We start from the raw sequence: 14,388 nt of genomic DNA on the forward strand, positions 1-14,388 counted from the left end.
TCGCACAACTCTCACAGATAGGGTCGTCCTCGGGCTCGGCAGGCCCGGAATTCTGGCTTGCCGAAGCTGCTCATGCTGCAAGAATTCAAGCTCTCGCACACCTCGGCGGGACAATAGCGACCAAATAACAGGTTGTCTGTCAAGTGCCTCCTTGCGAAGATGTGTCGGGCCTGCAAGGCTTGCATGAACAAAGAGGTCGGAACCGGCCCGGAATGAAGGCTGCTGCAATGTACGGCGGCCGGACAGGGAGAACGCAACCGTGGCAAGCGCAACCGCCGGCCAGGCGGATACCTTTCCGAAATTGCTGATGCGCAATGCGCGTGAGCGCGGCAGCCGCACGGCATACCGGCACAAGGATCTCGGCATCTGGCAATCCTGGAACTGGGCCGAGATGGCCGAGCAGGTTCGTGCCTATGCCAGGGGATTGCAGGAGCTCGGTCTCAAGCGTGGCGAGAAGGTCGCGATCATCGGCTACAACCGGCCACGCCTCTACTGGTCGATGTGCGCGGCGCAATGGCTCGGCGCCATTCCGGTGCCGGTCTATGCGGATTCCGTCGCCGACGAGATGGCCTATGTGCTCGACCATGCCGAGGCGGTCTTTGCCTGCGTCCAGGACCAGGAACAGGTCGACAAGGTGCTCTCGATCGCCGATCGCCTGCCGCGCCTGAGGAACATGCTCTACGACGAGCAGCGCGGCCTGCGCGATTACGACCATGCCAAGCTGCACGACATCGGTCGCGTGATCGAAGCCGGCGCCAAGGCGCTGCAGGCGAATTCAGCCGCTCCGGCTGCGCTCGACCGCGAGATGGAGGCCGGCATCGGCTCGGACCTCGCCGTCATCCTCTACACCTCGGGCACCACCGGCCGCCCCAAGGGCGTGATGCTCAGCCATTACAACGTCATCACGGCCGCCGAGATCGGCTGCCAGTTCGACGGGCTGAACGAGGAAGACGAGGTCATCGCCTATCTGCCGATCGCCTGGGTCGGCGACCATGTCTTCTCCTATGCGCAGGCGATCGTCGCCGGCTTCTGCGTCAACTGCCCGGAAGGGCCTGAGACGGTGATCGATGATCGCCGCGAGGTCGGCACGACCTACGCTTTCGCGCCGCCCCGGGTCTTCGAGAACATGCTGACCATCACCATGGTGCGCATGGAGGATGCCGGGCCCCTGATGCGCAAGATGTTCCATTTCTTCCTCGGCGTGGCGAAGAAGCATGGCGAGAAGATCCTGAACGGCGAACCGGTCCCGCTCGGAGCGCGGCTGCTCTACAAGCTCGGCGACGCGTTGATCTACGCTCCGCTGCGCAATCGTTTCGGCCTGACCAGCATCAAGGTCGGCTACACCGCCGGCGAGGCGATCGGCCCCGAGATCTTCCGGTTCTACCGGTCGATCGGCGTCAACCTGAAGCAGCTCTACGGCCAGACCGAGGCCGGGGTCTACATCACCATGCAGCCCAATGGCGAAATCCGGGCCGACACCGTCGGCCGCCCGGCGCCGCTGGTCGAAATCAAGCTCGATGAGAATGGCGAGGTCCTCTACCGGTCACCCTCGATCTTCGGCGGCTATTACAAGGATCCGGAGAAGACGGCCGAGACGATGACGGCGGATGGTTATGTCCGTTCCGGCGATGCCGGTTTCTTCGACGAGACCGGCCATCTCAAGATCATCGATCGGGCCAAGGATGTCGGGAAACTCAATTCCGGCGAGCTGTTCCCGCCGAAATACATCGAGAACAAGCTCAAGTTCTATCCGAACATCAAGGAGGCGGTCGCTTTCGGCCAGGGCCGCGACTACGCAACCGTTGCGCTCAATATCGACCTGACTGCCGTTGGCAACTGGGCCGAGCGCAACAATGTCGTCTATGCCTCCTATCAGGAACTGGCCGGCCACGATCTCGTCTACGGCATGATCGCCAAACATATCGACGAGGTGAACAAGTCGCTGGCGTCCGAGCCGGCGATGGGCGGGGCCCAGGTGAAGCGCTTCCTGATCCTGCACAAGGAACTCGACGCCGACGACGGCGAGCTGACGCGGACCCAGAAGGTCCGGCGCGGCTTCATCGCCGAACGCTACGCGCCCCTGGTGAACGCGCTCTATGACGGCTCGAGTGAGGCTGACATCTCCACCGAAGTCACCTTTGAGGATGGCCGCAAGGGCGTGATCTCCGCACGGGTCAAGGTGCGTGACGCCAAGACCTACCCGGCAACGGCGCCCGAGCGACCCGGCGCGGCGAGGGCAGCATGAATGCAGAACCCATGAACGTCACAGGCACGCCGATCCCCGCCAAGAAGGGCGAGATCCTGCTCTCGGTCGAGAATGTCTCGCTGCGCTTCGGCGGCGTGAAGGCGATCTCCGGCGTCTCCTTCGACATCCGCAAGGGCGAGGTGCGCGCCATCATCGGCCCCAACGGGGCCGGCAAGACCTCGATGCTGAATTGCATCAATGGTTTCTATCATCCGCAGGAAGGCCAGATCACCTACAAGGGCGTGCGTCGCGCCAGGATGAAGCCGCATCAGGCGGCTGCGGCCGGCATCGCGCGGACCTTCCAGAACGTCGCGCTGTTCAAGGGCATGTCGACGCTCGACAACATCATGACCGGGCGCACGCTGAAGATGCGGCGCGGCTTCTTCTGGCAGGCCGTGCGGCAGGGGCCGGCGATGGCCGAGGAGATCGAGCATCGCAAGGTGGTCGAGGATATCATCGACTTCCTGCAGATCGAGCACATCCGCAAGCTGCCGGTCGGCAAGCTGCCCTACGGGCTGCAGAAGCGTGTCGAGCTGGGCCGGGCGTTGGCGATGGAGCCGGAACTCCTGCTGCTCGACGAGCCGATGGCCGGCATGAACCTCGAGGAGAAGGAGGACATGTGCCGCTTCATCCTCGACGTGAACAACCAGTTCGGCACGACGATCGCGCTGATCGAGCACGATATGGGCGTGGTCATGGACCTGTCCGATCGTGTCGTCGTGCTCGAATACGGCCGCAAGATCGCCGACGGCACTCCCGACGAGGTCAAGCAGGATCAGAAGGTGATCGATGCCTATCTCGGCGTGGCGCATTGAGGGAGGCATCAATGCTGCACGGATCCGATACGCGGAGTTCGAGGGGATGCCGGCTGATGTCGGAATCATCGAAGCTTCCACTTGCGACCCCGAGCGCCGCCGTCATGGGGCCTCTCGGCCTTACCCGGATCGGGAGACGGCCATGATGGGATCGCCAACCAAGGACATCCAGCCATGAGCGACGTCGCTGCGCGGCCCGCGCCCAATCTCCTTGCCAATGGCTGGATCAAGGCTGGCCTGATCCTCGTCGGCGTTGTCCTTGCGGCCATCGTCGGGGCCCAGCTCGATTCCTCCGGCACGCTGCACAAGGTGTTGATCGACCCGTTCCAGCAAATGGTTTCGGCTCCGGACCTGCTGGTTCAGACGGTCTGGGAAGGGCTCGTTTCGGGCGTGCTCTATGCGCTGATCGCGCTCGGTTTCGTGCTGATCTTCAAGGCATCGGGCGTCTTCAACTTCGCCCAGGGCATCATGGTCGTCTTTGCCGCGCTGACGCTGGTCGGCCTGCATGAGAAGGGCGTACCGGCTTTCCTGGCCGTCATCCTGACGCTCGGCGTGATGTTCCTGCTCGCCTTCACCATTGAGCGGGTGGTGCTGCGTCCGTTGGTCAACCAGCCCGACATCATCCTGTTCATGGCGACTTTCGGCATCACCTATTTCCTGATCGGCTTCGGCGAGGCCGTCTTCGGCGGCAATCCGAAGCAGATGATCACGAGCGAACTCTATCTGCCGAAAGGGGCGATCGACGCGAAGATCCTCGGCGGCTTCGTCTCCTTCCAGAAGATCGATATTGCGGCCGCGATCATCGCCTCGATCATGATCGCGGCGCTGGCCGTGTTCTTTCAGTATACCCGCATCGGCCGGGCGCTGCGCGCGGTCGCCGACAGCCACAAGGCGGCGCTCTCGGTCGGCATCTCGCTGAACCAGATCTGGGTCATCGTCTGGTTCACCGCCGGCATTGTCGCACTGATCACCGGCATCATGTGGGGTGCGCGCTCGGACGTGTCCTTCGCGCTGGAGATCGTGGCGCTGAAAGCGCTGCCGGTGCTGATCCTCGGCGGCTTCACCTCGATCCCGGGCGCCATTGTCGGCGGCTTGATCATCGGCATCGGCGAGAAGCTCGGCGAGTTCTACTGGGGGCCGCTGATCGGCGGCGGCATCGAGAGCTGGCTCGCCTATTTCATCGCGCTCGGCTTCCTGCTGTTCCGGCCGCAGGGCCTGTTCGGCGACAAGATCATCGAACGAATCTGAAGGGCTGAAACCGTGTTCTATCGCGAAGCCGGCCAATACAAGAGCACCTATGCCGCCGACATGGCCGTGTTCCCGCTCCGACAGGACCGGATCGGCATTGCGGTCATCCTCGCCATCGCCTTCATCGGCATCCCGATGATCGGCAACGACTTCTTCATCGCGACGGTGATGATCCCGTTCCTGGTCTTCTCGCTGGCGGCGATCGGGCTCAACATCCTCACGGGCTATACCGGGCTGATCTCGCTCGGCACGGCCGCCTTCATGGGGGTGGGCGCCTATGCCTGCTACAAGCTGACGACCCTCTTTCCGGGCGTGAACATCATCGTCCTGATCCTGGTCTCCGGCCTGTTCTCGGCCGCGATCGGCGTGCTGTTCGGGCTGCCCTCGCTGCGCATCAAGGGCTTCTATCTTGCGGTCGCGACGCTTGCCGCGCAGTTCTTCCTGCAATGGGCCTTCGTGCGCGTGCCCTGGCTGTTCAACTACAATGCGTCGGGGGCCATCGAGGTGCCGCTGCGCAGTCTGTTCGGCATTCCGGTCACGGGTGCTTCGGCCTCGGCGGAAACGCGTTATTTCGTCTGCCTCGGTCTTGTCGTCGTCCTGACCTGGTTCGCCTCGAACCTGGTGCACGGCAGGCTCGGCCGCTCCTGGATGGCGGTGCGCGACATGGATATCGCGGCCGAGTTGATGGGCATCAAGCTGCTGAACGCCAAGCTGCTCGCCTTTGCGGTGTCGTCCTTCTATGCCGGCGTCGCCGGCGCGATGATGATCTTCCTCTGGTATGGCGGTGGCGAAGCCGCGGACGTCTTCAATATCCGCCTGTCCTTCAACATCCTGTTCATGGTGATCATCGGCGGCCTGGGCTCGCTGATCGGTTCCTTCTTCGGCGCGGCCTTCATCGCGAGCCTGCCAACCATCCTGAAATTCGGCCTGCCGGCGCTGGGCGTGCCGCTCTCGGGCGCGGCAGCCGAGCATGTCACCTTCATGCTGGTTGGTGCCCTGATCATCATCTTCCTGATCGTCGAGCCGCATGGCCTGGCGCGGCTCTGGCAGATCACCAAGCAGAAGTTGCGGACGTGGCCCTTCCCCTATTGAGGCGCATGCCTCGGCCGGGAGGGCCCAAGAATACGACCCGCCGCCATCGTCAAGCGGAGGGCAGGAGACAACGGGCAGGCTGAGAAACGGCCGCCCGATGCAACCACGGAGGGAACAGATGAAGAAGACTGGTTTGATGAAGGGCGCGGCGCTCGGCGCGCTGCTCGCAGCGGGAACGGCGATCGCTCCGGTGGCGGCGCAGGACAGCGTCTATTTCGCCAACAATGCCTATCGCACCGGACCGTTCTCGGGCTCCGGTATCCCGATCGGCGACGGCATGCGCGACTATATCGCGATGATCAACGAGCGCGACGGCGGCGTGAACGGCGTCAAGGTCATCTATGAGGAGTGCGAGACCGGCTACGACACCAAGAAGTCGATCGAGTGCTACGAGCAGGCGAAGTCGAAGAACACCATCGTCTACAGCCCGTGGTCGACCGGCGCGACGCTGGCGGCGATCCCGCGCGCCCATATCGACAAGATCCCGATCCTGTCGATGGCCTATGGCCTGTCTGCTTCGGCCGAAGGCTCGACCTTCCCCTGGGTCTTCATCCCGCCTTTCACCTATTGGGATGGCGCTTCGGTCATGGTCAAGCACATGGCCAACGAACTCGGCGGCATGGACAAGCTCAAGGGCAAGAAGCTCGGCCTGATCCATCTCGATGCGCCCTTCGGCAAGGAGCCGATCCCGGTCCTCGAGAATCTCGCCAAGAAATACGGCTTCGAGCTCAAGCTGTACCCCGTCGCCGCAGCCGACATGCAGAACCAGGGCTCGCTCTGGCTCTCGATCCGACGTGACCGCCCGGACTATCTCTACAATCAGGGCTGGGGCGCGATGAACCCGACGGCGGTGAAGGAGGCCATCAAGAACGGCTTCCCGATCAACAAGCTGGTCGGTGTCTGGTGGGCTGGCGGCGACGACGATGCGCGGGCCGGCGGGGCCGAGGCAAAGGGCTACAAGTCGCTCAACTTCAATGCGGCGGGCACCAATTTCCCGGTCATCCAGGACATCATCAAGCATGTCGTGGAGAAGGGTAAGAGCCTGGCGCCGAAGGATAAGGTCGGCGAGAACCTCTATAACCGCGGCGTCTACAACTCGATGCTCGTGGTCGAGGCGATCCGCAACGCGCAGAAGCTCACCGGCAAGAAGGTCGTCAATGCCGAGGACATGCGCCGCGGTCTCGAAAGCCTGAACATCACCGAGGCCCGCCTGAAGGAAATCGGCATGGAGGGCTTCGGCACCCCATCGACGATCTCCTGCAGCGACCATTCCGGCCACAGCAAGATGTATGTCGCCGAATGGGACGGCACCAAGTGGACCAAGGGTTCGGACTGGATCGAGCCGCTGAAGGACGAGGTGCGTCCGCTGATCGAGGCCGCCGCCAAGGACTATGCCGAGAAGAACGCCGGCTGGCCGAAGCGGACCGAGTCCTGCGAGAAGTCGTCCTGATGTGAGATCAGCCTTCTCCCCTCCGGGGGAGGAGGCACCTGCGAAGCAGACGGGCGAGGGCGGCAGCGCCTGACCTCGGCTGTCCTTCACTCATCCGATCCGGCTGTGCCGGATCACCTTCTCCCATAAGGAGAGGGAAGGAGCACGCAATGTCGACCGCCACCCTCGAGAAGCCTGCCCCCGCTGCTGCGACGGATACCATCCTGTCGCTGAACAATATCGAGGTGATCTATGATCACGTCATCCTGGTGCTCAAAGGCGTCTCCCTACAGGTGCCGCGCAAGGGCATTGTCGCAATCCTCGGCGCCAATGGCGCTGGCAAGACGACCACGCTGAAGGCGATCTCGAACCTGCTCAAGGCCGAGCGCGGCGAGGTCACCAAGGGCTCGATCGTGTTCGATGGCGAGCGGGTCGACCGGATGTCGCCGAATGAACTCGTCCGGCGCGGCTGCATCCAGGTCATGGAGGGGCGCCACTGCTTCGGCCATCTCTCGATCGAGGAGAACCTGTTGACCGGCGCCTTCACCCGGCGCGACGGCAACGCCGCGATCAAGCGCGACCTCGAAAAGATCTATGAGCTGTTCCCGCGCCTGAAGCAGCGGCGCAACTCGCAGGCCGGCTATACCTCGGGTGGCGAGCAGCAGATGTGCGCGGTCGGCCGTGCCATGATGTCGAAGCCCAAGATGATCCTGCTCGATGAACCATCGATGGGGCTCGCGCCACAGATCGTCGAGGAGATCTTCGAGATTGTCCGTCGCCTCAACGCGGAGGACGGTGTTTCCTTCCTCGTTGCCGAGCAGAACACCAACATGGCGCTACGCTACGCAACCTATGGCTACATCATGGAGACAGGCCGCGTCGTCATGGATGGCGAGGCGCAGATGCTGCGCGAAAACGAGGACGTGAAGGAGTTTTATCTGGGCGTGGCCGAGGGCGACAAGAAATCGTTCCGCGACGTCAAGAGCTACAAGCGCCGCAAGCGCTGGCTCTCGTGATCCGGACAAGGCGGACGCGGTCGGATGCTCTATCTTGTGATCGCAGTGCTGCTGATCGCGCTGATCTTCGGGCCGCAGGCCTGGGTGCGCAGCGAGATGCGCAAGCATGCGGCTGCCCGGCCGGATCTGCCGGGAACCGGAGGCGAGCTCGCCCGGCACCTGCTCGATCGCTTCTCGCTTGGGGCCGTCACGGTCGAGACCTCGGCGGCGGGCGATCACTATGACCCCGATGCGCGAGCGGTCAGGCTCTCGCCTGACAATCACGATGGGCGCTCGATCACGGCCGTCGCCGTGGCGGCGCATGAGGTCGGGCATGCCATCCAGCACGCGCAAGGCAGCTCGCTCTTTGCCTGGCGTACGGCGCTCGCGCGCTTCCTCGGCATCTTCGACAAAGTCGCGATGGCGATCCTGCTGACGGCGCCTCTGGTGATGGCCGTCACCCATGTTCCTGCGATCGGGTTGATGCAGGCCGGCATCGCCATCGCAATGCTCGGTGTCGGCCTCGTCGTGCATCTCGTGACGCTGCCGCTGGAGTTCGACGCCAGCTTCGGCAAGGCGCTGCCGATCCTGTCCACAGACGGCTATCTCGACGGGCGTGACCTCCCGGCAGCGCGCGGCGTGCTGAGGGCGGCCGCCTTTACCTATGTTGCCGGCGCCCTCGTCGGACTCCTCAATTTCCTGCGCATCCTGCGCATCATCCGCTGAGCCAAAGCTCCGCAAGGACACAAGCGATGAGCGATCATCTCGACGATCTCGAAACCCGCACTTCCGACGCGCGCGAGGCCGATCTGTTCGCGAGGCTGAGGCCCGTGCTCGAGGCTGCCTTATCCGCGCCTGCCTATGCCGAGCGGTTGAAAGGGCTCAATCCGGCGGCGATCACCGATCGCAACGCGCTGTCGCGGCTGCCAGTACTCCGAAAGGCCGACCTGCCGGCACTGCACAGGGGCAATCCGCCCTTCGGCGGTTTCGTTCCGGCATCGCCAGGGTCCTTTGGCCGGTTGTTCACCTCGCCCGGCCCGATCTTCGAGCCCGAGGGCACGGGAGTTGATCCCTGGGGCGCGGCGCGCGGGCTCTTCGCGGCGGGTTTCCGTCGCGGCGATATCGTCATCAATACTCTCAGCTACCACCTGACGCCGGGCGGTTTCATCATGGATTCGGCCGCACGTGCGCTTGGATGCGCCGTGATACCGGCCGGCCCTGGCAATACCGAGCAGCAGATGGAGGTGATCTCGGCCTATCGGCCGCAGGCCTATGCCGGCACGCCGGATTTCCTGAAGATCCTGATCGAGGCCGCCGAGGCGCGTGGCGTCGATATCTCCTGCATCAAGCGCGCTGTGGTGTCGGGAGCTGCGTTCCCGCCCTCGCTGCAGGCTTGGGTCAAGGAGCGCGGCATCGATGCCTATCAGCTCTATGCCACCGCCGATATCGGCGTCATCGCCTATGAGACGTCGGCGCGCGAAGGCATGCTTCTGAACGAGAACCTGATCGTGGAGATCGTGCGGCCGGGTACGGGCGATCCGGTGGCCGAAGGCGAAGTTGGCGAGATCGTCGTCACCAATCTCGATCCGCATCATCCGCAAATCAGGCTTGCCGTCGGGGATCTCACGGCTGTGCTGCCGGGCGTGAGCGCGTGCGGCCGCAGCAACACGCGCATCAAGGGCTGGATGGGGCGCGCCGACCAGACCGCCAAGATCAAGGGCATGTTCGTGCGCCCAGAGCAGGTCGCCGAGATCGCCAGGCGGCACGCGGAGATCGCCAAGCTCAGGCTGGTCATCGGCCGCGCCAATGAGCTCGACACGATGACGCTCAAGGCCGAGATCTATGCCGAGCCCGCCGGACTCGTCGATGCGATGTCCTCGACCCTGCAGCAGGTGACGAAACTCAAGGGCGTAGTGGAGATCCTGCCGCTCGGGGCATTGCCCAATGACGGGAAGGTCATCGCCGACGAGCGGCCGGTGGGATAGGAATGCCGGGTCCTCGACTCCGGTCATCTGACCCGGTCGGTACTTCCGGTGCCAGCGTGCAGGATAGGCTGCGCTCCGCTTGCCCTAGCCATGCAGGTCAGCTCAGGAGGTTGAAGCGATCCAACGGCGCCCTTCACCAGGCGATCGGCGCCTCGCCCTTGGCCACCAGCCATTCATTCGCCCGGCTGAACGGCTTCGACCCGAAGAAGCCTCGCCGTGCCGAAAGTGGCGATGGATGCGCGCTGGCGATCACGTGATGCCGGTGCTCATCGATCAGGCCGCGCTTGGCCTGGGCCGGAGCACCCCAGAGCAGGAAAACGACATGCGGGCGCGAGGTCGAGACAGCGGTGATGATCGCGTCCGTCACGGCGCCCCAGCCGAGCGAGAGATGCGAGCCCGCCTTGCTCGCACCTTCGCGCACCGTCAGGGCCGTGTTGAGCAACAGCACACCCTGCGAGGCCCAAGATGACAGGTCGCCGCTCACCGGTGCGGCCCGTCCGAGATCCTCCGTCCGCTCCTTGTAGATATTGACCAGCGAACGCGGCAGAGGCGGCGGGCCGACATAGGAGAAGGCAAGGCCATTGGCATGGCCGGGGGTCGGATAGGGGTCCTGCCCGAGCACGCATGCCCGCACTGTCTCGAATGGCGTTTCCGCCAGTGCTGCGAGCAGCCGTTCAGGCGCGGGCGCCACGACATGCCCGGCTGCGCGCTCGGCATCGGCAGCCGCGGCCGCCCGCTCTGCTGCGCCTCCGGGACGGAAGACAGCGAGTTCGCGCCAGTCCTTGCTTGCCCGACTTGCCAGAAAGCGCGTCAGCGCCGCCGCATAACCGCTCACTTCAGGACGGCCCGTCCCTCGACCTTTGCGTCGACTGTGCCGAGTCGGCGCAGATAGACCATGACCTCGTTCGCCATGAGCTTGCCGTCGGTCAGGCCGAGCAGCGTCCGGCCGCGGCCGAGCGCAGTGTAGCCATCGCCGCCTTCCAGCATGAAATTGTTGGAGGCGACCGTGTACTTGCCGGTGGTCTCGATTGGCTTGCCGTCGACGGTGACAGCTGTGACGCGCGAGCCTTGTGGCTGCTTGAGATCGGCCTCGAAGCTGAGACCCGAAACCACAGGGAAACGCCCCGCGCCTTGGGGCGCGTCCCTCAGCCCGTTCTCGATCGCGTCCTTCACGTCCTTGCCGGTGATCTCGACCATCACGGTGGCGTTGCCGAAGGGCAGCTCGCTCAGCACGTCGCGCCGGGTGAGCTTGTGGCCAGCGGCGTATTGCTTATTGGCGCGGATGCCGCCGGCATTGGTGATGGCGAGCTGGGCCCCGGTTGCAGCACGGATCGCATCGGCAATCAGGTTGCCGATCGCGGTTTCCTGGGTGCGGATGACGCTGGTGCGGGAATCGAGCGGGGCGGCGAGCGTCGCGATTTCGATGTCGAGTTCCTTGGACAGCTCGCTCTCGTAGCCTTTGACGATCGCGGCGACCTCCGGATCGGGCGTTGCAGCGCGGGAATCGTTGACGCGAAATGTCGGCGTCCACTCGACACGGCGATTGGCGCCCTCGCCGGTCACCTTCGCGGCGATATCGATGGCGGTGACGTAATTGCCCTCCTCGTTCGATTCCACCATCACCACCTTGCCGTCATAGGCGATGGCGAGATCGTGGTCGTGGCCGGTGAGCAGGATGTCGACGACGCGCGAGCGCACGATCGTCAAATCCGTGGCGCGGTCGGCATGGACGACACCGACGAGGATATCGGCGCCCTGCGACTTCAGCGCCCGCGCCTCGCGCCGCAAGGCCTCCATGGTCGAGGAGAATTTCAGGTCGCCGGGATTGGAGAGCTGCGGCGTCGGATCATAGGTGGTGCCGATGACGCCGACCTTGATGCCGCCAAGCTCGAAAATCTGCGAGTCCTTGTGGCCGGGCAGCGCGTTGCCGGCAGCGTCACGCAGGTTCGCAGCGAAGGTCGGGTAGGTCTGGGCTGCGGTGAGCTTGAGGTAGTTATCCTTGCCGAAGTCGAACTCATGATTGCCGGGCACGAAGACGTCGATGCCCATCTTGTTCTGCATCGTGACAATATGGGCGCCCTGGTCGAAGCCCGACATCAAAGAGGGGGAGTAGCAGTCGCCCGCATGGCAGAAGAGCACAGGCACGCCGCGCGCCCGCTCGGCCTTGGCGATGCCGGAGGCACGGGCGAAGCCGCCGCGGCCCTTGTCGTCGCTCATCTTGTAGATGTCGTTGAGCAGCAGCAGCGTGAAGGCGGGGGCCGGCACTTGCGCAGTGGCAACCGGCGCGGTGGCGGCAAGTGCAGCCGGAGCGGCAAGGACGCCGAGAGCGCGGCGTCGGGTCAGCTGGGTCATGGAGCAGGGCCCTGTTGAGAAGAAATCCAGATTAGCAAACCGCGTGCCGCTGACCAGCGGAAACGGTTAGCCGATATGCAGGGGTGCCGATGTCGCACCCCGGGCCTTCGTGGCTGGACGAATGCTCTAACTCGTCTAAATCACGAACAAACGAAAGTCCGGGATCGATGACAGTCCAGACCAAGCCCGCCGCCGGCCCACTCCCAGTGAAGCTGCCCTCCGACCATCGGCCGTTGCGTGGCTCGCGCATCGGCGTGCTGCTGATGAATCTCGGCACGCCCGAAGGCACGAGCTATTGGCCGATGCGAGCCTATCTCAAGGAGTTCCTGTCCGACCGCAGGGTGATCGAGACCTCGCGCTGGGTTTGGTGGCCGTTGCTCAACCTCATCATCCTGACGACGCGGCCGGGCCGGAAGGGCAAGGACTACGCCTCGATCTGGAACAAGGAGCGCGATGAGGGACCGCTGAAGACGATCACGCGTTCGCAGACCGAGCAACTCGCGGAACGGCTGAAATCCTATGCCGGCGAGCGCATCGTCTTCGACTGGGCGATGCGCTACGGCTTTCCCGATGTGAAGAGCCGGCTGAAGGCGCTACAGGACCAGGGCTGCGACCGCATCCTGATGGTGCCGCTCTACCCGCAATATGCCGCGCCGACCTCGGCAACCGCCTGCGACCAGGCGTTCCGGGCGCTGATGCAGATGCGCTGGCAGCCCGCGGTCAGGGTCGCGCCGCCCTATCACGACGATCCCGTCTATATCGCGGCGCTCGCCGCTTCGATGCGCGCCTCGCTCGCCAAGCTCGATTTCGACCCGCAGGTGATCCTCTGCTCGTTCCACGGCATGCCGAAGGAATATCTGCTCAAGGGCGATCCCTATTACTGCCAATGCGTCAAGACCTGGCGGCTGCTGCGCGACGAGCTTGGCCTGCCGGACGAGCGCTTCCGCCTGACCTTCCAGTCGCGCTTCGGGCCGGATGAGTGGCTGCAGCCCTATACGGACGAGACGGTGAAGGCGCTGGCCGAAGCGGGGACGAAATCGCTCGCCATCGTTGCGCCGGGCTTCTCGGCGGACTGCCTGGAGACCCTGGAAGAGCTCGATGTCGAGAACCGCGAGATCTTCCTGCACAATGGCGGCAAGCAGTTCGCCTATTTGCCGTGCCTGAACGATTCCGACGAGGGGGGCAGGGTGCTCGAGGCCGTCGTGCGCCGGGAGCTGATGGGCTGGGTGTAACGCTTTCTCACACCCTTTCTCGCGGTCATTCAGGTCGCGGAGAAGCCTAACCGGCCACGAAACGGCTGACGCTTTCGACCACGGCTTTCGCCTGCAGGATGCGGCGGTGACCGAGCCCTTTCACCGGCTCCAGCGTGACGCAAGGGCCGGCCGTCCCAAGGGCTTCTGCATGATGGAAGCCCAGTTCTCGGTCGTCGCGGCAATGGATCACCAGTGTCGGCCTGGCGATCGCCACGAGCTGGTCACGGCCCTCGAAGGCCTCGACCGGGTTGCCGGCAACGACATGGATGCGCCGTTCCAGCGCCGCCTGTCCGCGCCGGCCGAGACCGATCGTCGTGCCGAACTGGCGGGTGATCTCGGTGATCGATGAGGGGGCTGCGATCAGCGCCAGCCGGTTCGCCGTGACAGCCGGTTGCCCCGGTACGGTGCGTGCGAGCGCAGCCATGGCGATCGCTCCGCCGAAGGAATGGGTCACGATGGCATGGACCGGTGCGAAGGCGCGCGCGACCGCAGCGAGACTGGCGACACCGAGCGGGATGTTGAGTTCGCTGCCTGTCGAGTCGCCATGGGCGGGCAGATCATAGGCGACGACACGGAAGCCGGCAGCGGTCAGTGGCGCGACGAAGGCGGTCATGAAGGCCGCTTCGCTGGTCCAGCCGTGCAGGAGGATCACGGATGGAGCAGGGGGGCCTGATGGCTCATGTCCCTTCGGCTCGAAGAGATAGGCGGTGACCGAACCACAGGCGTAGGGAATGGCGTGGCGTGTCGCGCCGGCCAGCCGTTCGGATGCGGCTTTTGTGGCCGCCTTTCGTTTCGCGGTTCCCTGTTGCCGCCGTGGCGGCGTACAAAAGGCCTTGAAGGCAAGATGCCCGGCCGTCTTCGGTGCAACGAAGCTGGAGAGGCGGATGAGCGGTCGAATGATACGGAGTGCTGAACCGGCCATGGTGCGACCTCTAGTTTGTTCAATGCTGAACAAATATGTTCAACCATGAACA

12 protein-coding genes are annotated in these 14,388 nt (G+C 64.2%); 9 read left to right on the forward strand and 3 right to left on the reverse strand.

Annotation, left to right across the window (positions count from 1 at the left end; genetic code table 11):
* Nucleotides 1–307: 307 nt before the first annotated feature.
* The 8 genes from BIWAKO_RS13330 (at nucleotide 308) to BIWAKO_RS13365 (ending at nucleotide 9,809) form a co-directional block, all read left to right on the forward strand.
* The gene (locus tag BIWAKO_RS13330) at nucleotides 308–2,245 is read left to right on the forward strand and encodes an AMP-dependent synthetase/ligase (RefSeq protein ID WP_069882451.1); all 1,938 of its coding nucleotides are present in this window, start codon (nucleotides 308–310) and stop codon (nucleotides 2,243–2,245) included.
* Complete coding sequence (locus tag BIWAKO_RS13335) at nucleotides 2,242–3,060, forward strand: ABC transporter ATP-binding protein (RefSeq protein ID WP_069879078.1); 819 nt, start codon at nucleotides 2,242–2,244, stop codon at nucleotides 3,058–3,060. The genes BIWAKO_RS13330 and BIWAKO_RS13335 overlap by 4 nt, the downstream gene beginning before the upstream one ends.
* A 333-nt stretch (nucleotides 3,061–3,393) precedes the next feature.
* Complete coding sequence (locus tag BIWAKO_RS13340) at nucleotides 3,394–4,308, forward strand: branched-chain amino acid ABC transporter permease (RefSeq protein WP_069882452.1); 915 nt, start codon at nucleotides 3,394–3,396, stop codon at nucleotides 4,306–4,308.
* Between the two features lie 12 nt (nucleotides 4,309–4,320).
* Nucleotides 4,321–5,400, forward strand: coding sequence for a branched-chain amino acid ABC transporter permease (locus BIWAKO_RS13345; protein ID WP_069879079.1), 1,080 nt, complete (start codon nucleotides 4,321–4,323; stop codon nucleotides 5,398–5,400).
* Between the two features lie 118 nt (nucleotides 5,401–5,518).
* Nucleotides 5,519–6,850 (forward strand): ABC transporter substrate-binding protein, encoded by a 1,332-nt coding sequence (locus BIWAKO_RS13350; protein ID WP_069879080.1) that lies wholly within the window; start codon nucleotides 5,519–5,521, stop codon nucleotides 6,848–6,850.
* A gap of 149 nt (nucleotides 6,851–6,999) precedes the next feature.
* Nucleotides 7,000–7,845: an ABC transporter ATP-binding protein gene (locus BIWAKO_RS13355; RefSeq protein ID WP_069879081.1), complete on the forward strand. Its 846-nt coding sequence runs from the start codon at nucleotides 7,000–7,002 to the stop codon at nucleotides 7,843–7,845.
* A gap of 24 nt (nucleotides 7,846–7,869) precedes the next feature.
* On the forward strand, nucleotides 7,870–8,550 hold the full coding sequence (locus BIWAKO_RS13360) for a zinc metallopeptidase (RefSeq protein ID WP_069879082.1): 681 nt from the start codon (nucleotides 7,870–7,872) through the stop codon (nucleotides 8,548–8,550).
* Between the two features lie 26 nt (nucleotides 8,551–8,576).
* On the forward strand, nucleotides 8,577–9,809 hold the full coding sequence (locus tag BIWAKO_RS13365; RefSeq protein WP_069879083.1) for a phenylacetate--CoA ligase family protein: 1,233 nt from the start codon (nucleotides 8,577–8,579) through the stop codon (nucleotides 9,807–9,809).
* A gap of 133 nt (nucleotides 9,810–9,942) precedes the next feature.
* Here the strand turns inward: BIWAKO_RS13365 and ung are convergent, their stop codons facing one another.
* The gene (ung, locus tag BIWAKO_RS13370; RefSeq protein ID WP_069879084.1) at nucleotides 9,943–10,644 is read right to left on the reverse strand and encodes a uracil-DNA glycosylase; all 702 of its coding nucleotides are present in this window, start codon (nucleotides 10,642–10,644) and stop codon (nucleotides 9,943–9,945) included.
* Nucleotides 10,641–12,161, reverse strand: a complete 1,521-nt coding sequence (locus BIWAKO_RS13375; RefSeq protein ID WP_069879085.1) for a bifunctional metallophosphatase/5'-nucleotidase — start codon at nucleotides 12,159–12,161, stop codon at nucleotides 10,641–10,643. The genes ung and BIWAKO_RS13375 overlap by 4 nt, the downstream gene beginning before the upstream one ends.
* Nucleotides 12,162–12,328: 167 nt before the next feature.
* On the opposite strand from BIWAKO_RS13375, the gene hemH reads away from it, so the two are divergent.
* Entirely contained in the window at nucleotides 12,329–13,393 is a 1,065-nt protein-coding gene (hemH, locus tag BIWAKO_RS13380; RefSeq protein ID WP_069879086.1) for a ferrochelatase, read from the forward strand.
* Nucleotides 13,394–13,439: 46 nt separating this feature from the next.
* Here the strand turns inward: hemH and BIWAKO_RS13385 are convergent, their stop codons facing one another.
* On the reverse strand, nucleotides 13,440–14,336 hold the full coding sequence (locus BIWAKO_RS13385) for an alpha/beta fold hydrolase (RefSeq protein ID WP_069879087.1): 897 nt from the start codon (nucleotides 14,334–14,336) through the stop codon (nucleotides 13,440–13,442).
* Nucleotides 14,337–14,388: the final 52 nt, after the last annotated feature.

This window comes from Bosea sp. BIWAKO-01, from assembly GCF_001748145.1.
GTDB lineage: Bacteria > Pseudomonadota > Alphaproteobacteria > Rhizobiales > Beijerinckiaceae > Allobosea.